At 67.1% G+C, this 20,862-nt stretch carries 17 protein-coding genes; 10 read left to right on the top strand and 7 right to left on the bottom strand.

What is annotated here, in order from left to right; translation table 11 throughout:
• Positions 1-30: 30 nt before the first annotated feature.
• On the bottom strand, positions 31-1,143 hold the full coding sequence (locus TEP_RS08790; protein WP_132825001.1) for a crosslink repair DNA glycosylase YcaQ family protein: 1,113 nt from the start codon (positions 1,141-1,143) through the stop codon (positions 31-33).
• Between the two features lie 117 nt (positions 1,144-1,260).
• On the opposite strand from TEP_RS08790, the gene TEP_RS08785 reads away from it, so the two are divergent.
• The 4 genes from TEP_RS08785 (at position 1,261) to TEP_RS08765 (ending at position 7,621) form a co-directional block, all read left to right on the top strand.
• A complete protein-coding gene (locus TEP_RS08785; protein WP_132825000.1) occupies positions 1,261-2,841 on the top strand; it encodes an AAA family ATPase in 1,581 nt (526 codons plus the stop codon).
• A gap of 2 nt (positions 2,842-2,843) precedes the next feature.
• Positions 2,844-3,821, top strand: a complete 978-nt coding sequence (locus tag TEP_RS08780) for a hypothetical protein (protein WP_132824999.1) — start codon at positions 2,844-2,846, stop codon at positions 3,819-3,821.
• Positions 3,818-5,614 carry a VWA domain-containing protein gene (locus TEP_RS08775; protein ID WP_132824998.1) on the top strand — a complete coding sequence of 599 codons (1,797 nt, stop codon included), beginning with the start codon at positions 3,818-3,820 and terminating at the stop codon, positions 5,612-5,614. Before TEP_RS08780 ends, TEP_RS08775 begins: the two co-directional genes overlap by 4 nt.
• Positions 5,615-6,265: 651 nt before the next feature.
• On the top strand, positions 6,266-7,621 hold the full coding sequence (locus TEP_RS08765; RefSeq protein ID WP_206140199.1) for an AMP-binding protein: 1,356 nt from the start codon (positions 6,266-6,268) through the stop codon (positions 7,619-7,621).
• 10 nt (positions 7,622-7,631) lie between these two features.
• Here the strand turns inward: TEP_RS08765 and TEP_RS08760 are convergent, their stop codons facing one another.
• Positions 7,632-8,303, bottom strand: coding sequence for a TraX family protein (locus TEP_RS08760; protein ID WP_132824996.1), 672 nt, complete (start codon positions 8,301-8,303; stop codon positions 7,632-7,634).
• 148 nt (positions 8,304-8,451) lie between these two features.
• Here TEP_RS08760 and pip point away from each other — a divergent pair, with 148 nt between their 5' ends.
• The 6 genes from pip (at position 8,452) to TEP_RS08730 (ending at position 15,413) form a co-directional block, all read left to right on the top strand.
• A complete protein-coding gene (pip, locus tag TEP_RS08755) occupies positions 8,452-9,399 on the top strand; it encodes a prolyl aminopeptidase (protein WP_132824995.1) in 948 nt (315 codons plus the stop codon).
• A gap of 265 nt (positions 9,400-9,664) precedes the next feature.
• Positions 9,665-9,964, top strand: a complete 300-nt coding sequence (locus tag TEP_RS08750; RefSeq protein ID WP_132824994.1) for a hypothetical protein — start codon at positions 9,665-9,667, stop codon at positions 9,962-9,964.
• 60 nt (positions 9,965-10,024) lie between these two features.
• Positions 10,025-12,784 (top strand): magnesium-translocating P-type ATPase, encoded by a 2,760-nt coding sequence (gene mgtA / locus TEP_RS08745; RefSeq protein ID WP_132824993.1) that lies wholly within the window; start codon positions 10,025-10,027, stop codon positions 12,782-12,784.
• 25 nt (positions 12,785-12,809) lie between these two features.
• On the top strand, positions 12,810-13,547 hold the full coding sequence (locus tag TEP_RS08740) for an MgtC/SapB family protein (protein ID WP_132824992.1): 738 nt from the start codon (positions 12,810-12,812) through the stop codon (positions 13,545-13,547).
• Positions 13,548-13,720: 173 nt separating this feature from the next.
• Positions 13,721-14,779, top strand: a complete 1,059-nt coding sequence (locus tag TEP_RS08735) for an ATP-binding protein (protein WP_132824991.1) — start codon at positions 13,721-13,723, stop codon at positions 14,777-14,779.
• Positions 14,772-15,413 carry a response regulator gene (locus TEP_RS08730; RefSeq protein ID WP_132824990.1) on the top strand — a complete coding sequence of 214 codons (642 nt, stop codon included), beginning with the start codon at positions 14,772-14,774 and terminating at the stop codon, positions 15,411-15,413. Before TEP_RS08735 ends, TEP_RS08730 begins: the two co-directional genes overlap by 8 nt.
• A gap of 185 nt (positions 15,414-15,598) precedes the next feature.
• Here the strand turns inward: TEP_RS08730 and TEP_RS08725 are convergent, their stop codons facing one another.
• From TEP_RS08725 to TEP_RS08705, 5 genes are read right to left on the bottom strand one after another with little or no spacing between them, the layout of a single operon-like run.
• A complete protein-coding gene (locus TEP_RS08725; protein WP_132824989.1) occupies positions 15,599-16,087 on the bottom strand; it encodes a fimbrial protein in 489 nt (162 codons plus the stop codon).
• Positions 16,088-16,095: 8 nt separating this feature from the next.
• Positions 16,096-16,575, bottom strand: coding sequence for a fimbrial protein (locus tag TEP_RS08720; RefSeq protein WP_132824988.1), 480 nt, complete (start codon positions 16,573-16,575; stop codon positions 16,096-16,098).
• Positions 16,576-16,583: 8 nt separating this feature from the next.
• Positions 16,584-17,078 (bottom strand): fimbrial protein, encoded by a 495-nt coding sequence (locus TEP_RS08715; protein ID WP_132824987.1) that lies wholly within the window; start codon positions 17,076-17,078, stop codon positions 16,584-16,586.
• A 1-nt stretch (position 17,079) separates the two neighbouring features.
• Positions 17,080-18,147: a fimbrial protein gene (locus TEP_RS08710; protein WP_132824986.1), complete on the bottom strand. Its 1,068-nt coding sequence runs from the start codon at positions 18,145-18,147 to the stop codon at positions 17,080-17,082.
• Positions 18,144-20,822 carry a fimbria/pilus outer membrane usher protein gene (locus tag TEP_RS08705; protein ID WP_132824985.1) on the bottom strand — a complete coding sequence of 893 codons (2,679 nt, stop codon included), beginning with the start codon at positions 20,820-20,822 and terminating at the stop codon, positions 18,144-18,146. The genes TEP_RS08710 and TEP_RS08705 overlap by 4 nt, the downstream gene beginning before the upstream one ends.
• Between the last annotated feature and the right edge of the window lie 40 nt (positions 20,823-20,862).

Below are 20,862 nucleotides of genomic sequence, written 5' to 3'. Positions count from 1 at the left end.
CAGGCGGTGTGGAGGACGCCCCACGCAGGTTCACGGCGTTACCGAGCCCGTCCCTGGCAGGAAGTTCGCCATCCGCTCCAGCTCGTCCTCCAGCGCATTGCTGAATGCCACGTCACGTGGTGCGCTGCCATCGACATAACCGAAGCTTGGCTGCAGCTGCCCATCCTTCGCCCCGACATTGGCCCAGCCGATCACCTGATCGCGCCACAACAGCGGCAGCGCGTAGTAGCCGAAGCGACGCTTGGCCGCCGGGGTGTAGGCCTCGAACCGATAGACCCAGCCCCAGAGCAGTTCGAACCGTCGCCGATCCCAGGCCACCGGATCGAATGGTGCAAGCAGCCGCACCTGTTCATCGGCCTGGTAGCGCCGCGAACGGGGGTTCTCGCCGGCCGGCCAGTACCAGGTGGTTCCATCGATGCTGCAGCCCGCCAGCTGCCCGCGCGCCAAACGCAATGCCTGCTGGATCTCCTCCGCCAGATGCGGTGCGCCATAGCCCAGCAGCCTCGCCAGATAGGTGAGGCTCGCCGAAGGCAACGGCGCATACTTGCGTACCACCAGATCGATCAGTGCCGTGGCGCGCTGCAGGCGTGCAGCCTTGCCGCCATCGGCCGGTGCATGTGCCGCAACAGCATAGATGCGGGTACCGCTGTCACGACGATGGATGCGCAGCATGCCGCGATAGTGCATGCCATCCAGCAGGTGGGTACTGGCATTGCTGGTGCCACCCCAGTAGTTGGTCACCCGGCCATGCGCGAACGCCTGGTCGACTTCGCGCGGATGCACCGCACCCCGCTCCTGCACGAACGCCAGCACCTCGGCCGCCTTGCGCCGCGTGCTCGCGTCCCACGGCCTGCGGGACACCCGGGGATGCATCAGGGACAGGTGTTCGCGCGGCAGGAAGCCGTAGTTGACCAGGAAGTCCTCCTCGATCGGCAGTCGGCTGTAGCGGCGCTCCAGGTCCCCGGCCCGGTAGCCCTTCACCCGGTGCCGCAGGGTCAGGTCCTGGGCGCGCGCGGGCGCACGGATGGGGTCGGCCTGCACGAAGCCCAGCCGACGGATCGCTGTCAGCAACGTGGTAGGCGTGAACAGCGTGCGGGCTACCGCGTAGCGGCGCAGATCATTGAGGGTCGGCGAGGTCGGCATGGGCCGATTGTAGGACTGCCGGCCGCCCCGCTGCAGGACGTCATCCGCGCAAGGTGCACCGGATCCGCCGGCCCGCCGCTTACAATCTCTCCAGCAGGCCACAGCCAAGGGAATCGCGTGCCACCGTTCAACCTGTTCCAGCGCCTGTCGCAGGCGCCGACCAACCCGCGCGCCGACACTGCACCGCGCACATTCGATGTGGCCGAGCTGTACGAAGGGCCGGTGCGCCTGCAGGACGATGCAGCCGCAGCGCCGCTGCGGCTGGACGAGAAACTGCGCCAGGCCTACTTCTGGATCGTCAACAATGCGATCATCAGCCCGCACTACGACATCGAGTACCACGACGGCCCCTCCGCCTCGTTCGCTGTGGGTGACACACGGCGGCCGCTGACCCTGCCGTCGGCGCAGAGCTATTCCAGTTACGTGCTGCTGCCGCTGCTGACCTTCGCCACCCGCCGCAAGTGCTTGTTCGTGGGTGGGCCGGGGCGCGGCAAGACCGCCAGCGCAATCCTGATGGGCGTCCTGGCCGGCTATCCGGTCCGCGAGGTGCGCCGGGCGATGCAGCACGGGCACCCGCAGATGACCATCGCCGATCTGCTCGGCAACCCCCTGCCCGCCGACCTGGTGGCCGCGCAGGACATGGCGGACATCCGCATTGCCTGGCGGTCGTGGCTGGGCATGCGGGTGAAGATCATCGACGAATACAACCGCATTCCCACGCGCACCCAGAGCGCGCTGCTGACGGTGATGGGCGACAACTACGCCGAGATCCTCAACCACGTCTACGAATGCCCGGAATCGGCGTGGTACCTGACCGCCAACGATGATCGCGGCGGCGGTACCTACCAGGTGATCGAAGCCCTGCGCGACCGCATCGACGTGGTGGTGCAGGCACTGGCATTCAACCCGCGGTTCCTGGAAGAGATGCTGCTGCGCATCGAGCAGGACATCCGCCCGGAAGAGGTCGTGCCGCGTGACATCATCTTCAGCGAGGCCGAGGGCGACCAGCTGCTGCAGGAGATCCGCGCGGTCGACGTACCGCAGGACGTGCGCCGCCGCATCGAATTCTTCAGCAGCCAGTTCGAGCTGATGGAAACCGCCGGTGCCCAGTTCGAGTACCTGACCAAGGACACCGTGCGCCTGGCCGGCATCGAGTGGGCGCAGGCAACCGCTGCCGACAGCGGCCGCGATCGCATGAAGGACCTGGGTTGCCAGACCCGCAACGGCCTGTCAGTGCGCAACCTGATGACCCTGCTGATGTTCGCCAAGGCCATGGCGTACTTCCGCGGCAGCCCTGCCGTTGCCCTGGAGGATGTACGCCAGGTACTGCCTTTCGTGCTGAACGACAAGCTGCAGCCGGACCTTGATGCTCCCTTCTTCGCCCTGCCGGAGAATGCGCCCTATCGCAGCGATCGGCTCAGCTGGCTGCGCTGGCTGCTCGATGCCTCCAATGCCGAATATGACCGGCTGGATCTGGATCGCGACGATCCGGTGGGCGAGCTGTCGGCACAGTTCCAGCGGGGCCTGGATGGGGTGACCGAGACGGAAACGCGCAAGCGCCTGATCCGCATCGAGCGTCTGGTGGAGGAACGGGTGAAGGGACGCAAGCTGTACGGCCATCTGTACGACGACCTGCTGAAGCTGAAGTACCTGCACCAGCGCTACACCAACTACCTGCATTGGCTGCGGGCACGCTGATCGTGGTTTCCGCCGTTCTCGCCGAGTTGCTGGCCGGGCGCCGTTCCGTGCTGAACCAGGCCGTGGCCGATGCCCGCCACCGCTGGCCCGGCCTGGACATGGCCGCCTTCAGCGCGTTCGTCACCCAGACCATCGACCCGCTCTGCCAGGCCATCCAGCGCCACCACCCGGCGGCAACGCAGAGCGCCTGCGAGGCCGCCTTCGAGATCGGCCTGGAGCTGGTGGCGCAGGGCCATGCCGGCCCGAAGGCGCGTCTTCCGTGGGTCGAGCAGGCCTGGCGCTCGCTGGCCCCGGCCCTCGCCCCGTTGCTGGCCCACGCTCCGCGCGAGACCCTCGGCATCATCAGCAATGCGATGGTGCGGCTGGGCGCCAGTCCGGGCATTCGCGTCGCGCAATGGATCGATGCGATGGCCGCGCATGCAGGCCGGTGTACATCCTTGCCGGAACTGCGCGACATCGGAGCCCTCTGTGCCTGGCAGGCGGGGATGGTGCAGCTGCGCCGCCCTGCCCTTGCCCGTATCGATGCCCTGCCCGCGAATACGGTGGCCGCCGTGCTGGGCATCGATGCGGGTGATCTGGCCTCCGTCCGGGTCCAGCTTGAGCAGGACCGCTGGTGGAATCCGCGGCAGGGTAGCGTTGACCTGCGCGGGCATCGTGTCGGCGGCTTCAGCGGCTTGGACGGCGCGTTCCCGGCACCGCCACAGGTTCGTGCAGCGACCGAGGGCTTCGTGGTCGAAAGTGCAGGCGGGTACTTCCTGCTGCTCGCCGATGCCTTCGGTGCTGTCCTGCTGCCTGCCAGCGCCGCCGAGTACGCAGCGGGCAGCAGCAGTGGACCAGCGCCGGATGTGACCGCCCGGTTGGGCGTGCAGTGGATGGCGCCGGCGTTGTCCAAGGACGACCTGTGTGCCGTCTCCGGCGCGTCGGGCATCGCCCTGTTCTCGCCGTGGTCGCACCATGTGCATGTGTTGCCACCGCAATGAGTGCCACGGTCGCTGATCCGCTGCAGCCCTGGCGCGAAGCCTGGCCACAGGCACTGGCCACATGGAGCCGTTTCACCCGGTTGCAGGACCCGAAGCTGTGCCATTCGCGCATGCAGGCGGCCGCCGAGGGCCTGACCGGCAGCTTCGCGGCCATCCGCCTCGCCGACCAGCGCATCGTCATCGACCTGGAAGAAGTACAGCGCCTGCAGCTGCAACCCTACGCGCTGGAGATCCTCGCCCACGAGATCGGCCACCATGTGCTGGCGCCTGCCACCGCCAGCGACCATGCGCGGCTGCTGGCGCGCATCCGCCGTGCGCTGCCGACGCTGGAAGCGCATGCACCCATGGTCGCCAACCTCTACACCGACCTGCTCATCAACGATCGCCTGCAGCGCCAGAGCGGGCTGCGCATGGATGCGGTCTATCGACGCCTGGCCGGACAACCGGCGCAGGCCAGCTCGCCGGTCTGGCAGCTGTACATGGGCATCTACGAGGAACTGTGGCAGCAGCCACGCGGCACGCTGGGCGGCTCGACCGACGACAGCGCATTGCAGGGCGATGCCTGGCTCGGCGCACGCGTCGTGCGCGTCTACGCCAGCGACTGGATGACCGGCGCTGGCCGCTTCGCCACGCTGCTGCTGCCCTGGCTGCTGGAATCACAGCAGGATGCGCGGGTGGATGCGCTGATGGATACCCGGCACGCCGGCCAGGGAAGCCAACCGGTCGGCCTTGGGCAACTGGAGGACGACGAGCTGGCGCCGGCGCCGCACCCTGCATCCGACCCACGCATCACCGGCGATGAGCGCGGCGGCGACGCACAGCAGAAGAGCGATCTGCCTGCGGATGCGCTCGCTGGGGGCCCCGCGCATTCGCCAGGACAGATGCGCGAGCCGTTCGAGTACGGGCAGATCCTGCGCGCGGCCGGCCTGGACCTGGATGACCATCAGATCGCCATGCGCTACTACCGCGAGCGCGCGCTGCCACATCTGATCCGCTATCCGTCGCGGCCGCAGCCGCAGGCCCTGGAGCCGCTGCCGGAGGGGCTGCAGCCCTGGGAAGCCGGCGATGCACTGGACGCAGTGGACTGGCTGCAGTCGGTGCTGCAGTCGCCCCATGTGATTCCCGGGCTGACCACGGTACAGCGTGTGCACGGGCTGGCACCCGGCCGTGAACCCGCTGCCGAACCGGTGGACCTGGATCTGTACGTGGACAGTTCCGGTTCGATGCCCAACCCGCAGGCATGGACCTCGTTCCTGACCCTGGCCGGCGCCATCATCGCGCTGTCGGCGCTGCGCGTGGGTGCACGCGTACAGGCCACGCTGTGGAGCGGCACCGGGCAGCACCTGCACACCGACGGCTTCGTGCGTTCGGAAGACGACATCCTCAAGGTGCTTACCGGCTACTTCGGTGGCGCCACCGCGTTTCCCATCCACCGGTTGCGTGACACCTACGCCGAGCGTCCACCGCATGCACGGGCGGTGCATATCCTGCATATCTCCGACGACGGCATCACCACCATGTTCGACAAGGATGAGCGCGGCAACGGCGGCTGGGACGTGGCCGCCAAAGCGCTGCGTGTGGCCGGTGGCGGCGGCACCATGGCGCTGAACCTGTTCAGCCCGCTGCCGTCCCGCATCGCCGATGCCGGCAACGCAGGATGGACCGGCGATCTGCTGCGCGCACGCGACGCGGGATGGAACATCCATGTGGTGCGCGACATGGCCGACCTGCTGCAGTTCGCGCGCGCCTTCAGCCAGCAGCACTACGGTCCTGTCGGCATGCGGGTGCAGTGATGATGGTGCACCGCACTGCGTCCGCGGGCCATCGCCCTTCCGCCCAGGTATCTGCCAAGTCTGGAACCTGACCATGCTCTCCGGCCCCTCCCTTGATGTTCTGCTGCGGCGCCTGCTGGACATGCCGCCCGATTTCCTCGAGCCACCGCGCCGCGCCGGCNGCGGTCGGCTGCACGTCGCGGCGGTGGTGGGCGATGTGTTTGCCGCACGCTCGCTGCACCTGCCCCCTGCACTGCGGGCAACGCTGTCGGGTGATCTGGCCGGCGTGGATGCAAACCAGCTCTCGCTGTCAGCGGTGACCGCATGGCTGATGGCAGATGCGTACTGGAATGAACTGGATATTGCTCCCGAGGCGTGGATGCCTCTGTTCGCCGAAGCAGTGCCGGCACTGGCGGCCAGTACCAGCGCAGACCGGTTCGTGTTCGATCCGGAACGCCGCGAAGAACTGGTACGCACCGTGGTGGCCCGGCTGGGCCTGCTGCCGCAGGGTGAAACAGCGGCCCAGGCGACCGATCGCCTGGCCCGGGTCAGCGGCGTGGAACGGCAGCGCCTGCTCGATGCCAGCCGCGCCGCTGAAGCGCGCGCGCGTGCCATCCGCGAGGCCTTGGCGCGCAAGGCGGCCGAAGAGTCTGCGGACAAGTGGACCCGCGAGTGAGCCGCGAGCCGACCGATGCCGATCGCTATCCCACGCTGAGCGCGGCGGGCCTGGCGATGCTGCAGCAGATGCGCGAGCACCCCGCGGCGCCGATCTTCCGCAATGCCAGCGGCAACCGCCTGCTTGCCGATGAGGTGACGGCATTGCGTGGCTACGAAAGGGAGATCGCCTGCGCGCGCTTCGAATGGACGCCAGACCAACCACCACCGTGGCTGCAGGCGCATGTGGCCGAGGTGTTTGCGCAGGTACCGCACTACCGCGCGCAGGCGATGCCAACCACCTTCACCGACATTGCACCGGTCCACCGTGGCGACCTCGCAGCGGACATCGCCCGATTCGTACCAGACCCGGTACCGCTGGAGCGGATGATCAATTTCCGCACCACCGGCACCACCGGCCATCCACTGGTACTGCCATCGCATCCGGTGGTGGCGGCACGCTATCTGGCCCATCACAAGCGCGCCCTGCAGCGCTTCGGCATCACCCTGGCGCATGGCCGCGGCCAGATGGGGGTGATGTTGCTGGGCATGCAGCAGCGGTGCTTCACCTATGTTTCGGTGACACCGACGATGGACGAATCCGGCCTGGCCAAGATCAACCTGCATCCCGATGACTGGCGCCATCCTGAGGACCGCGCACGCTACATCGACCAGATGCAGCCGGAAGTGATTGCCGGCGATCCGATTTCCTTCGCAGCGCTGCTGGAATTGCCCGTACGACACCGGCCGCGGGCGCTGCTTTCGGTTTCGATGGCGCTGTCTGCGGGCCTGCGCCAGGCCCTGGCCGCGCGCTTTGGCTGCGCGGTGCTCGATCTGTATTCGATGAACGAAGCGGGCCCGCTGGCCGTGCATGACGATGCTGCCGGCGGCCACATACTGCTGCAGCCGCGCATGTATGTGGAGATTCTCGGGCCCGACGGGGCGCCGTTGCCGCCCGGGGAGACCGGTGAGATCACGCTCAGCGGCGGATTCAACTTCTGCCTGCCGCTGCTGCGCTACCGCACCGGCGACCGCGGCGCGCTGGCCATGGCCGGCGATACGCCGATGATCGTCGGCCTGCAGGGGCGACGCCCGGTACGCTATCTGACCGCCGACCAGCAGTGGATCAACAACATCGACCTGACCCATGCGCTGGCTGCGCTGCCGTTGTCACGATACGTGGTGCATCAGCACAGCGATGGCCGCGTTGCCTTGTCGTTGCCACCTGCAGAGCTGGGCTACTCCGCCGAGGCGATCCGCTGCCTGCGCGCGGTGTTGCGAGGACAGCCGGTGGATGTCGTTGCGCTGCAGCGCGAAGACAAGGTTCTGCAGTACACCAGCGACGTCGACGGGAGCACTTCGCCGCCGCGATGAGCGCCCTGCGTCAGCGCAGCCAGTGCGCATAGGCGGCCAGCACCGCCAGATGCACCACGTAGTAGACGTAGAACGCCCAGCGCCATCGTGGCAGCCGCCACTGCACGCGCGCGGCCGCCAACGCCAGCGGGATGGCCAGCAATGCCCATCCATTGCCATTGACCCAGCACAGCCCGCCGAATCCGAACGCCAGCAGCCAGTAGGCCCGGTGGCGGAACGCAATCCAGCCCAGCATCACCAATGCAACCCCGGCCCATTGATAGTCGACGAAGAACGGCAGCAGGCCTCCCGCCACCAGCAGCAACAGCTGCCGGTTGTTGGCCAGCGCATGCACGGCCACAGCGGCCAGGCAGAACGTCAACAGGATGTTCAACGGCAGCCAGTAGCCGAAGGCCAGCACATGGAAGGGTTGCGCGACCAGCCCCCACATCCCGAGCCGGCGGATCGACTTGCGCAGGTCCGCATCCGGTTGCGCGAGGTTGCAGGCCATCACCAGTGCGAACAGCGGGAAGGCGATGCGCCCCAGCTCGCTGACCACCGGTACATAGCCGCCGAAAACCACTTTGGCGACATGATCGCCGGTCATCGACAGCAGCGCGAGCCACTTCAGCAGCTCGCGGGCGCCGCTGCCGAGGGCGCTGCGCGCCGGGGGGTATCGTGCAGCGACGTCCTGCGCGCTCATGCCATCCATCCTCTGCGTCCTGCAGGGTCGATATCGCCAGAAATCGACGGCATCACCCCTTGAACGCAAAGAATACTTGAACCTAAGGCGGATGACGCTGGTCGATGTGCCCCGCTATCCTTGTACTCCCTGCTTGTGAGGCACCGCCATGCGCACGCTGTACCCGCCGATTACCCCGTACCGCGAACACACGCTGCCCGTGGATGCACTGCACACCCTGCATGTCGAGGAGTGCGGCACGCCCGATGGCATTCCGGTGGTGTACCTGCATGGCGGCCCGGGCGCGGGCATCTCGCCCACCCACCGCCGCTTCTTCGACCCCAGGCGCTACCGCATCGTGCTGATCGACCAGCGCGGCAGCGGCCGCTCCACGCCCTTCGGCGAGCTGCGCGACAACACCACGCAGCATCTGGTGTCCGACATCGAGAAGGTGCGCCAACACCTGGGCATCGAGCGCTGGCTGGTCTACGGCGGTTCCTGGGGCTCAACGCTGTCGCTGGCCTATGCACAGGCGCATCCCGACCGCGCCACCGGGCTGATCGTGCGCGGCGTGTTCCTGGGGCGCGAGGAAGAGAACCGCTGGTTCGCCGAGCTCGACGGCGGTGCGCGCTGGATCTTCCCGGAACGCTGGGATCGCTACCAGGCGCACATTCCGGAGAGCGAGCGCGGCAACATGCTCGACGCGTACTGGAAACGCCTGGATCACGCCGACGAAGCCATCCGCATCGCCGCAGCACAGGCGTGGCTGGGCTGGGAAGACAATGCCGCTACGCTGCTGCACGACGTCGACGCGGAGCCCGCTGCCGATCCGCTCGATACGTTGGCCAAGGCACGCATCGAGGCCCACTACTTCCGCCACAACACTTTCCTCGAGCACGGCCAGCTGCTGCGCGACATCGATCGCATCCGCCATCTGCCGGGGGTCATCGTGCAGGGGCGCTACGACATCATCTGTCCGCCGCGCAGTGCCTGGGACCTGGCACAGGCGTGGCCGGAAGCCCGACTGGAGATGGTCATCGCCGGCCACAGTGCCAACGAAGCGGCCACCACCGATGCCCTGGTGCGGGCCACCGACGCTTTCGCGGACCGCAGCTGAACAGAAGGGGCCAACGGCCCCTTTTTCTATACCAAGGTATAGCCGGGCTAACCCACGGGCCTCTAGGCCTGCTGAATACCAGCGCGGACAATAGCGCCACTGGCCAGCGACTGGCCGCCCCACGCGGAGACGCAGATGGATCCCGACCCTGCCGGGCGCAACGCGCGCCCCTGCCTGCCTACTTGTTCACTGCTGGCGACTGACGGCCGGTTCCTGTCCGTGTAAGCGATGGGAGCCCCGGGCAGCGCCTGCCCGGAGGAATCCCATGTCCTACAAGATTCTCTACATCACCGTCCGCCGCCTGATCGGTGAGCGCGATGCTTCCGGCCTGCGCAGCCTGCTGCTGCAGCACGGCCCTGTCCTGTTCGCCCGTTCGCTGGCCCTCGGCTCGCCACGGGTGGTGGCCGACGCACTGTCGCTGCTGCCGATCAGCGAGCGCATCAACGTGCTGCGCCACCTGCCCTACCCGCTGCGCGATGCGATGAAGCCGCTGTGCATCGGCGGCAGCCAACGCTTGCGCATGCAGCCGTGGTCGCCGTCGGTGCTGGCCATGCGCCACGCCTGATACCACCCCTTCCGCTCCACGCGCCGGCTGCGCCCGGCGCCGCTCCAAGAGGACCTTCCCATGAGCCTGCTCAACGCCTGGTTCAACGCCTTCCTGCGCAGCCGTCGCGCGGGCAACCTGTTCGGTCGTCGCGCGATGCCCGAAGCCGGGTACGGCCGTGGCAGCACGCAGGCCGCGCCCACCGCGCTCACTGCTGGACTGCTCGCGCTTGCACAGGGCAGCGAAGCCGATGCGCTGGCCACCCTGCAGTCACATGTCGATGGTCTCAGTCCGCACGAGGCCGAAGAGCGCCTGCTGCGCTTCGGCCCCAACGAGGTCGATCACGAGAAGCCACTGCCGTGGTGGCGCCATCTGTGGCAGTGCTATCGCAACCCGTTCAACCTGCTGCTGACGGTGCTGGCGGCCGTGTCCTGGCTGACCGAAGACGCCAAGGCGACGGTGGTGATCGGTGCGATGGTGGTGCTGTCCACCCTGATCCGCTTCGTGCAGGAGGGGCGTTCCAACCGCGCTGCCGAACGGCTGAAGGCGCTGGTAGGCAACTCCGCCCGCGTGCTGCGCCGCGCTGCTGGCACCGAGGCGGCGGAGGTGGCCGATCAGTATTTCGGCGCACAGCTGCACAGCCGGCGGCCGGCACGGCTGCTGGACCTGCCGATCCGCGACCTGGTACCGGGTGACCATATCGTGCTCTCGGCCGGCGACATGATCCCGGCCGACTGCCGCGTGCTCGCCGCCAAGGATCTGTTTGTCGCACAGGCGGCGATGACCGGCGAATCGCTGCCGGTGGAGAAGTTCGTGCAGCCGGGCACCGCCGACGCCGGCCTGATGGAACAGGCCAACCTGTTGTTCATGGGTACCAATGTGGTGTCCGGCACGGCAACAGCGCTGGTGCTGGCCACCGGCAACGCCAGCTACTTCGGCACCCTCGCCCAGCGCAGCAGTGCCAGCGATCGCGCGCCGACGGCGTTCCAGGCCGGGGTCAACAGTGTCAGCTGGCTGCTGATCCGCTTTGCCCTGGTGATGGTGCCGTTCGTGCTGCTGGTCAATGGCTGGACCAAGGGCGACTGGACCGAAGCGTTCCTGTTCGCGTTGTCGGTGGCGGTCGGCCTGACCCCGGAAATGCTGCCGATGATCGTCACCTCCACCCTGGCCAAGGGCGCGGTCCTGCTGTCGCGGCGCAAGGTGATCGTCAAGCGCCTGGACGCGATCCAGAACTTCGGCGCGATGGAAGTGCTGTGCACCGACAAGACCGGCACCCTCACCCAGGACAAGATCGCGCTGGAGCGGCACACCGATGTGTTCGGGCAGGATTCGGAGGATGTGCTGACCTTCGCCTACCTCAACAGCCACTTCCAGACCGGCCTGATCAACCTGCTGGATCGTGCGGTGCTGGAGCATGTGGAGCTGCAGAGCTCGCTGCGCCTGTCGCAGGATTACCGAAAGGTCGATGAGATCCCGTTCGACTTCGAGCGCCGTCGCATGTCGGTGGTGGTCTCCGAGCGCGAGGACCATCACGAATTGATCTGCAAGGGCGCGGTGGAGGAAATGCTGGCGGTGTGCAGCACCGTGCGCGAGAACGGCCGGGACATGCCGCTGGATGAGCAGCGCCTGGCCCGGGTGCGGCAGACCACCGAGGAACTGAACGAACAGGGCCTGCGCGTGGTGGCGGTGGCGATGAAGGAGACCGCCGCCAGCCAGACGGTCTACTCGCAGGCCGACGAGCGGGATCTGACCCTGGTGGGCTATGTGGCCTTCCTCGATCCGCCGAAGGAATCCGCTGCTCAAGCACTGCAGGCGCTGGCCGCGCATGGCGTGGAAGTGAAGGTGTTCACCGGCGACAACGAACTGGTCACCGCCCGGGTCTGCGCCCAGGTCGGCCTGGACGCCGACACGATCGTGACCGGCCCGCAGATCGAGCGCATGGACGACGCTGCCGTGGCGCGTGCGCTGCAGCAGCATCGCGTGTTCGCCCGCCTCACGCCCCTGCACAAGGAACGGCTGGTGCGCGAGCTGCGCGCGCAGGGCAAGGTGGTCGGCTTTCTCGGCGATGGCATCAACGATGCTCCCGCACTGCGCGCCGCCGATATCGGCATCAGCGTGGACAGTGCGGTGGACATCGCCAAGGAGGCCGCCGACATCATCCTGCTGGAAAAGAACCTGATGGTGCTGGAGGAAGGTGTCATCCAGGGGCGGCGCACCTTCAGCAACATGCTCAAGTACATCCGCATGACCGCCAGTTCCAATTTCGGCAACGTGTTCTCGGTGCTGGTGGCCTCGGCGTTCCTGCCCTTCCTGCCGATGCTGCCGTTGCAGCTGCTGGTGCAGAACCTGCTGTATGACATCTCGCAGATCGCCATTCCCTTCGACAACGTGGATGAGGAGCTGGTGCGCAGGCCGCTGAAGTGGAACCCGGCGGACATCGGCCGCTTCATGGTGTTCTTCGGTCCGATCAGCTCGATCTTCGACCTCAGCTGCTTCGCCCTGATGTGGTACGTGTTCGATGCGCGCACGCCCGCCGACCAGAGCCTGTTCCAGTCCGGCTGGTTCGTGGTCGGGCTGCTGACCCAGACGCTGATCGTGCACATGATCCGCACGCCGAAGGTGCCGTTCCTGCAGAGCATCGCCGCGCCGCCGCTGCTGCTGATGACCGGGGCGATCATGGCCATCGGCGTGATCCTGCCCATGAGCCCGTTGGCCGGCTACTTCAAGCTGCAGGCACTGCCGGCTGGTTACTGGCCGTTCCTGGTGGCGATCCTGTTCGGCTATGCGGTGCTGACCACCGCGCTGAAGAAGCTCTACATCCGCCGCTACGGCTGGCAGTAAGCGCGCCGGCGCAGGGAGACGCATCATGGACTTCAACCCCCACCTGCCCGCGTTCAACGCGGGCGCCACCCTCAGCTCACTGATCAGCCTGTCTGTCGCCTTCGTGCTGGGTGCGCTGATCGGCCTGGAGCGGCAGTTCCGCCAGCGCACTGCCGGCCTGCGCACCAATACGCTGGTCGCGGTGGGTGCAGCGGTGTTCGTCGACCTGGCCGTGCGCTTCCACGACCTGTACGGCGGGCCGCCGTCACCACTGCATGTGGTGGCCTACGTGATCTCCGGCGTCGGCTTCCTCGGTGCCGGTGCGATCATGAAGGATGGCGCCCAGGTGTCGGGCCTGAACACCGCCGCCACGCTGTGGGGCTCGGCGGCGGTCGGCGCCTGTGCCGGCATCAAGCTGCTGCCGGAAGCCGTGCTGGCTGCGGTCTTCGTGCTGGCCGCCAATACCCTGCTGCGGCCGGTGGTGAACCGCATACAGCGGCAACCGTTGCCGGAAGCCTTCAGCGAAGCCACGTATGCCATCAACGTGGTCTGTCAGCGCGAGCAGCAGGCCGAGGTGCTGGACCGGCTGCTGCTGTTGCTGGAGCAGGCGCAGTACCCGGTGCGCGCAGTCGACCAGCGGCCGTTCGGCGAGCGCGATGTCGAGATCGAAGCGGTGCTGTTCGCCACCACGGTCGATGGCGCTGAACTGGATGCGGTGCTGGCAACGCTGGCCGCCACGCCGGGCGTGCTGCAGGGATTCTGGAACGCCAGCCTGGAGGAGTAGTGCCGGCCGCTGATGGATGCATTCCGCCGGGCATGGCCCGGCGCTACCGTGCACCGGCTTGGTCGGCACAGCCCGTCAGGCGCCATGACCGCGGACAGCGCCTGCCGACCTTGCCCGGGATCCACCGAAGGCGGCTTTGCTATCCTTTCCACCCACGCCAGGGAGCCATCCCGATGCCATCGCTGTCGCCCCGCCGCCCCCTGGTCGTGCTGGCCCTGATCATCGTGATGGCGGCCATCTTCCTGGTCGATACGGTTACCGACTACGCCGTTGCCGCCGCCTGCTTCTACGCGGCGGTGATCCTCGCAGCGTCGCGGCGGCTGCCCGCCCGCGGCCTCATCGCGCTTGCGGCAGTCTGCATCGGGTTGACCGGCCTCAGCTTCTTCCTGACCCGCTTCGGCACCTACCGTATCGGCCTGGTCAATTCAGCGATCGGCATGCTGGTGATCGGCATCACCACCTACCTGGCATTGAAGATGGAAGCGGCCAAGGCCGCGGTGCAGGATGCACAGGCGCGACTGCTGCGGGTGGCCCGCGCCTCCACCGTCGGCGAGCTGACCACCTCCATCGCACATGAAGTGAACCAGCCGCTGGCGGCCATCGCCAGCAGCGCCGAAGCCAGCCAGCGCTGGTTGGCCCAGGAACCGCCGAACCTGGACAAGGCGCGCCAGACCATCGCCCGCATCGTCGCTGACGCCCATCGCGCCAGTGACGTGATTGCCCGCATCCGCGGCCTGACCCAAGGCGCCGCGCCGGAGCGCCAGGCCTTCGACCTCAACCTGGCCGTGGAGGAAATGCTGGCACTCTCGCGCAGCGAACTGGAGCAGCATGGTGTGATGGTGGCGCTGGTGCTGGGCAGCGACCTGCCACCCGCCCACGCCGATCGCGTGCAGGTGCAGCAGGTGATCGGCAACCTCATCCTCAACGCCGTCGATGCGATGTCGGACACGCCCATAAGCGAGCGCAGGCTGTCGCTGCTGACAGCGTGCGATGGCCGTGGCCACGTCAGCCTGAGCGTGCGCGATCGTGGTGTCGGCCTGCCCTCGGAGCAGACTGACCGCGTATTCGATGCATTCTGGACAACCAAGGCGAACGGCCTCGGCCTGGGCCTCAGCCTGAGCCGCTCGATGATCGAGGGCAACGGCGGCCATATCCGCGCCGAACGACCGCCCGGTGGCGGCGCCTGCTTCATCTTCGAGCTGCCCACGGCCACGGAGGCTGCGCATGCGTAAACCCACCTCAACACCTGTAGAACCGGCACCGATCGTCTATGTGATCGACGACGACGCCTCGGTGCGCGCCGCACTGGAGGACCTGCTGGCCTCGATGGGCCTGCAGGTGCGGGCCTTCGCCTCCACCGGGGAATTCCTTGCCCACCCGCGGGACGACGCTCCGTCGTGCCTGGTGCTGGACGTGCGCATGCCTGGGCAGAGCGGACTGGATTTCCATCGCAGCATGGCCAGCCACGATCTGCACTTGCCGGTAGTGTTCATCACCGGCCACGGCGACATCGCCATGGGCGTCAATGCGATCAAGGACGGCGCCATCGAATTCCTGACCAAGCCGTTCCGCGACCAGGAACTGCTGGACGCGATCCACAGGGGCATCGGGATCGATCGCCAGCGGCGCCGCGAGGGTGATGCGCTGGGCGCGTTGCAGCTGCGCTGGGGCACCTTGAACGCCGGCGAGCGCGAGGTGGTAGCCGGCGTGGTGCGCGGTCGCCTGAACAAACAGATCGCCGCCGACCTGGGGGTCAGCGAGATCACCGTGAAGGTGCGTCGCGCGCAGGTCATGCGCAAGATGGAAGCACGCACGCTGGTCGATCTGGTGCGCATGTACGACAGGCTGCAGGCCGCTGCGCCATGACTGCCTGCGTGGCCCACGGCACGGTGCGCAATCTCAGTACAGTGGATACGCTGGCGACGATGGTCACTGGCCTTCAACAGCCTGCTCGGAACGTCCATGCGTGTGCTCGTTGGACCCGGGTTGGACCGGGCCTGGATGCCATGCCGGAAAACCGAACATTGACTGCGCGTCACGCGTACCGGGTCTCAGTTGTAGGTCATCGATACCGTGATCGGCCGGCTGACCGTTCCCGCTGCTACCGTCGCCGCGCTCTGCATGAACCGCGCGCGGAACACGTGGGTGCCGGCGGCAGTGCTCATCTGGGTCAGGCCGCCGGGGGGCAGCCGGGTGCCGGTGCTGGTGCGCTGCAATTCGATGCCGATGCCGGCAACACCCTGGAAGAGCGTGGCATCGTTGCCATCGGCACTGCCGGTGAAGCGCAGGCCGACCCGGGTCACCAACGGATCGCACTGGCTGACCACCACGTTGACTGCCTGGAACGGCGTATTGAACGCACCGGTGAACTGCGTGGCCTGATAGGTTCCAAGGTCGACATCAGCCACGGCAATACGGCACACGCCGGGCAGGATGGTGCCGGTGACGTTGAAGTTGGTGGTGGTCGCGGTCTGCGCGCACACAGCGCCGGAGAGCGCGAACAGACCAGCAAGGCACACGTATTGAATCGATCGGCGCATGAGGGTTCTCAGTTGTAGGTCAGGGAGACCGTGATGGGTCGTTGGATACGTCCAGCCGCGACCACCGCCGCCGATTGCAGCAGGCGTGCGCGATACGGGTAGGTGCCCTCGGTCGTCGTGTACTGCGTTCGACCACCCGGTGGGATCGGCACATTCAGGGACGACACCACCCGCACGAGCTCAAGTCCAACGCCCTGCACGCCCTGGAACAGCTGGCCGTTGTCCGGATCAGCACTGCCATCGAACGACATCGCCACACGCCGCACCAGTGGATCACAGTCGCTGACGGTACCGCTGAAATCGACGTAGGCCGTGGCATAGCTTCCGGTGAACAGCGTGGCGGCATGCGAGCCCAGATCCACATCGGGGAAGGAGATCCGACAGGCGCCGGGCAGGATTTCGCCCGAGACCGTGAAAGGCTGGGTGTCCTGGGCATGTGCGGCGGCTGACGCCGCGGCCAGCACCAGCAAGAGTGCGATGCGATCCATCGTTGACCTCAGTTGTAGGTGACCTGCACGGTCACGGGCGTTCGCAGCGTGCCGGCCGACACGGCACCGGTACGTACCAGGCGGGCATACAGCAAGTACCCTGCAGCCGGCGTTCCACTGGTCACCCAGTCGAAGCCTGCCTGGTTGGGGGCCAATGTCTGCTGCGACGGGGTGTAGAGCCACACCGCAAGTCCACGCACGCCGCCACTGGAGGGAACGGCGAAGTAGCGTGGATCACCACCGTCAGCCGTTCCCGCCATGCGCACGTGCAGCACCCGAAGGTCGCTGGCGCAGCTGCTGCGCGAAAGCACGAAGCTGACCGCCGGTGACTGCGCATTGGTCGCGAAGTACGGCGCTTCGAAGGTGCCCACATCGACGTCGGCGACGCTGAACTGGCAGGTGCCGGGCTGGAAACGACCGGTGAACCGGAGGGTCAGGTCGGCCGCGTGCGATGGCGGCGGCATCAGCAGGGCCAGCATGGCCAACCGCAGCATGGCGCGCATGTCAGTTGTACTCCAGCGTGATGGTCGCCGCGCCATTGGCCTGGCCGGAGGAGGCCGCCGCCGCAAGGCGGTAATAGCGTGCGCGCAGCATGATCGTGTATAGCGCGTTATTGGTCTCGGTCAGCGTCAGGCCCGAATCGCGCATCGTATTGAAGCCGACCGAATCCTGCGTCTGCGTGCCGATCTGGATGCCGATTCCGGTCGCCGTCATGTTCACCCCATCATCCTGCAGCGCCATCACCGAGCGCGTGCGATCGGCAACGGCAGTGACCGGATCGACGCGGTAGCGGATACGGTTGTCCACCCGCCCGTTGGCACTCTGCACCGTGCCCGTGGTCAGGTGTCCGCGGTAGCGCCCGAAGAACGCGGGGCAGTTGCGGAGCACCACGGGTACATTCACCCAACCCGTAGCGGATCCCACGGCAGGAATGTCACTCATCTGGTGCGTGCCCAGGTCGACAGGCACGTCACTGGTGCTGCAGGTGCGCGAGACGATGTTCAGGCTGCCCTGCACGCGCCCACTCCAGATCAGCACATTGCGGTTCGCTCCCGTCATCCGGTATTCGAACTGCGGCAAACTGGCACCGGTCACCGTACCCGCACTGATCGGGCCGATCTTGATCAGGCTCACGTCGTAGGACTGGACCGGCCAGAGCAGGAATACCGTGGGCGGTTGCACGTTCGTCTCCCCTTCGGTGAGCCGGGGAAATCCACTGCCGTTGTACCAGACCGCCACTCCTACGCCCGGCACATTGGTCTCATAGACCGTGCCATAACTGGGATGGACATAGCTCGATGCGCGATGCGGAAGCGAGGTGTACTGGTGGATGCGGTCGATCCGCCCTGCCGTGCACGTTATCTGGTTGGTCGGACCGGCATAGTAGGTCGCCCGGAATATCTCGGTTCCCACGGGCACGTCGGGGCCCACGGTGATCGAACCATTGAGGTTGGCGAGATTGACGAGCGGAGCGTAACCAACGGACATCCGACAGTTCTGCGCCCACACCGGCGCGCAGGCCAGCAGCAGACCGAGCAGGGAAAAGCGGGTCACGAAAGTGATCAGGTTCATGGAGCCTGCTCCAAGGTGGCCACGCGAGGGCGCGCGGCAGGGAGGGAATCGGCCGCAGCGGCGCTCATTTCGCAGCGCGCTTCCAGCACGGTGTACTCCCCGCTGGAACGCGCGGAGGGTACGTCCACCTGCATCACGCAATGCTCATCGCTGCCAGGGCCCCACTGCACCTGCACCGGCCCGGACGCCTGCAGGCCCGACAGCAGCAGGCGGCTTCCCTGCCCCACCACGCCGATGGGGGTGCCTTCGGCATCAGTGGCCTCGGCGCCGAAGGGTAGCGGTCGATCGTCATTGGTGCGTGCGTCGACCATCAGTCCATGGCTGGCACGCGTGCTGAAGCCAAGTCGCACCAGGGAGCCCGCACGCGGAGCGACGCTGCGCGCGGTTTCCTGCAGTTCCACGTCGAAGCCGGTGCCCTTGGGGTCGATCGAAATGGTATTGAGCTGATAGGGCGTCAGGAACGGAACCACCGCGTAGCCGCGCTTGTCCAGCCGTGCACCACCACCGTTCTCGATGCGTGCACCTGCGGCGCCGGCCGCATGCACCAGGGCGATGGTGTCGCCCAGCGGCGGCGCAAAGGTCAGTCCATCACCGTGCAGCACCATGCCACCGGTCGCACCCATGCCCAGCTGGCTGTAGCGGTTGCCCCTGCTGACACTTGCCGACCACTGCCCGCGCGAGCCGCGATAGCCGCCGTTGAGGTCGACACTGTTGCTGCCGGCGATGCGTGACAAGGTGGCGCCGTAGCTGAATCGGTCGTCCCGCGCATACAGGCCGTTGGTCGACAACTGTGTCGCCGGCTCACCATTGCGGCTGCGGTTGTGCATCAGGTTGCCCAGTGGCGCACGTGGCGAGCGACCCAGCGGCAGCGAGACCATGAGCATCAGCCGATTGTCCACGCGCGCCTGTTGCGCGCGCAGCTCCGGCATGGTTGCGCCGGGGATGCTGTCCTGCAACTGATTTCGACCGAAGTCGATGGAGTCGCGGGTACGTTGGAAGTTCAGGCTGTAGCTCAAGGCCTTCCACTGGTTGCTGTAGCCGATGCTCAGGTCGAGCTGGCGGCCCGGCGCGTTCCAGAAATCGCGGCGTGTGCCGATCACGAACAACTGTCCGCCGCGCTTGCCAAGCTGCTGGTTCATGCTCAGGTCCATGCGATTGCGCTGGCGTGCAACGGTGTCGATATCCAGATCACGTGCACGCGCATCACGCAGCGACGCCCAATCGCGCAGGCCCACGTAGTCGCGGGTGGCGTAACGATAGGCAGCAACGGCGAAGGACGTGCCGGTCCGCACCACGTTGCGGTTGTAGGCCAGGCGGAAGCTGCTGCCGCTCATCGTCGGCAGCCCCTGCACGGCTGTTCGGGCCAGCGATACGTCAGCCGCCAGCGCGCCGAAGGAGGTATTGATCGCTGCCCCCGCCAGCCCTGCATGATAATCCTGGCCTGCCACCACGCCGGCGTAGGTGCTGAGCGTATTGGACAGACCGCGCTGGTACTGCAACTGCAGCATGTCCGGCGCAGCACGCAACGTGCTCTCGTCGACCCGTCCGGCGGAAACGCTCCAGCGCGACTGGCCAGGCCTCAACAGCTGCGGCACCGCCGAATACGGCACCGTGAAACGTCGGGCGCGGCCATCGGCCTCCCGCACTTCCACCTCGAGATCGCCGGCATAGCCGGTGGGATAGAGGTCATCCAGTTCGAACGGGCCCGGTGCGACGCTGGCCTCATGCAGCACGGCACCGCGCTGGCGCACGATCACCCGTGCGTTGGTCTCGGCGACGCCGCGGATGACCGGTGCGAACCCGCGCTGCGACTGCGGCAGCATGCGATCGTCGCTGCCCACGCGCAGGCCTTGCAGGCGGACGCTCTCGAACAGGTCACCGGGCGTTGAGGTATCCCCCAGCACCAGCTGCGCTTTCCACGGCACGATGTCATGCTGCAGATAGGCTGCGGTGGAACGATAGCGCTGTGATTGGCTGCCACCGAGCGTCATCGCGCCCTGGTGCACCAGCTGCCATCCGGCCAGACGGCCGGTAGCGTTGAGGCCGACGAAACCCGAATAGCGGGATGCGCCGCCATTGTCATAGTGGTATGCATTTGCGTTGTAGCTCAGCGCGAACGCACGCACGCCGGCATCCCACTGGCTGGGATCGACATGGCCCCGCGCCTCGCTGCGAAGGTACAGCTGGGGCACCTGCAGGTCCAGGGTCTGGCTGCCGGCATCGAACGTCGCCGACGCACCAGGCACGATGTCGCCGAGCAGCCCGCAGAACTCCTCTTGCGGCCAGGACAGTTCCGGCAGCCGCGTCGGGTCGGAGCGCAGGCGATCGGGCGCAACGCCGTAGGCCTGCAGGCTGGCAGGATCCAGGCACAGGCGTGAGACGCCATCCACTTCGCGGTAGAGGATGTCGGTGCGTGCCTGCCACTGTCCGTTGAGGCGGATGTCGCCCCGATAGGTGCCAGGCGCAACATAGTCCGCCTGCGCGAAGCGCTCCAGGTCCAGTCGTGACGATGCACCGGCAGGCAAGAAGGCCGCGTCGAACACGACCTCGTCGTCGATGCCGGAACCGGCTGCAGAGGCGACCCGCGCAAGCAGGATTGCCGCCACCACCATCGGCAACCGGGCACGCAGCAGGCGACAGGCGCCGTTGCCCGGCGCCCTGGTGGGGGCGATCATCGAAGTCTCTCCGCAGGGACGGGGGAAGTCGCGCAGTGCC

It is taken from the genome of Stenotrophomonas sp. TEPEL (assembly GCF_004348785.1).
Taxonomy (GTDB): Bacteria; Pseudomonadota; Gammaproteobacteria; order Xanthomonadales; family Xanthomonadaceae; genus Stenotrophomonas; species Stenotrophomonas indicatrix.
This window is presented reverse-complemented; position numbering and strand designations above follow the sequence as displayed.

Excerpts from the sequence above, each read along its gene's own strand:
- TEP_RS08775 (WP_132824998.1), top strand. The coding sequence starts at position 3,818 with ATGAGTGCCACGGTCGCTGATCCGCTGCAGCCCTGGCGCGAAGCCTGG.
- mgtA (WP_132824993.1), top strand. The coding sequence starts at position 10,025 with ATGAGCCTGCTCAACGCCTGGTTCAACGCCTTCCTGCGCAGCCGTCGC.
- TEP_RS08750 (WP_132824994.1), top strand. The coding sequence starts at position 9,665 with ATGTCCTACAAGATTCTCTACATCACCGTCCGCCGCCTGATCGGTGAG.
- TEP_RS08720 (WP_132824988.1), bottom strand. The coding sequence starts at position 16,575 with ATGGATCGCATCGCACTCTTGCTGGTGCTGGCCGCGGCGTCAGCCGCC.
- TEP_RS08740 (WP_132824992.1), top strand. The coding sequence starts at position 12,810 with ATGGACTTCAACCCCCACCTGCCCGCGTTCAACGCGGGCGCCACCCTC.
- TEP_RS08705 (WP_132824985.1), bottom strand. The coding sequence starts at position 20,822 with ATGATCGCCCCCACCAGGGCGCCGGGCAACGGCGCCTGTCGCCTGCTG.
- TEP_RS08790 (WP_132825001.1), bottom strand. The coding sequence starts at position 1,143 with ATGCCGACCTCGCCGACCCTCAATGATCTGCGCCGCTACGCGGTAGCC.
- TEP_RS08735 (WP_132824991.1), top strand. The coding sequence starts at position 13,721 with ATGCCATCGCTGTCGCCCCGCCGCCCCCTGGTCGTGCTGGCCCTGATC.
- TEP_RS08715 (WP_132824987.1), bottom strand. The coding sequence starts at position 17,078 with ATGCGCGCCATGCTGCGGTTGGCCATGCTGGCCCTGCTGATGCCGCCG.
- TEP_RS08760 (WP_132824996.1), bottom strand. The coding sequence starts at position 8,303 with ATGAGCGCGCAGGACGTCGCTGCACGATACCCCCCGGCGCGCAGCGCC.
- TEP_RS08710 (WP_132824986.1), bottom strand. The coding sequence starts at position 18,147 with ATGAACCTGATCACTTTCGTGACCCGCTTTTCCCTGCTCGGTCTGCTG.
- pip (WP_132824995.1), top strand. The coding sequence starts at position 8,452 with ATGCGCACGCTGTACCCGCCGATTACCCCGTACCGCGAACACACGCTG.
- TEP_RS08725 (WP_132824989.1), bottom strand. The coding sequence starts at position 16,087 with ATGCGCCGATCGATTCAATACGTGTGCCTTGCTGGTCTGTTCGCGCTC.
- TEP_RS08730 (WP_132824990.1), top strand. The coding sequence starts at position 14,772 with ATGCGTAAACCCACCTCAACACCTGTAGAACCGGCACCGATCGTCTAT.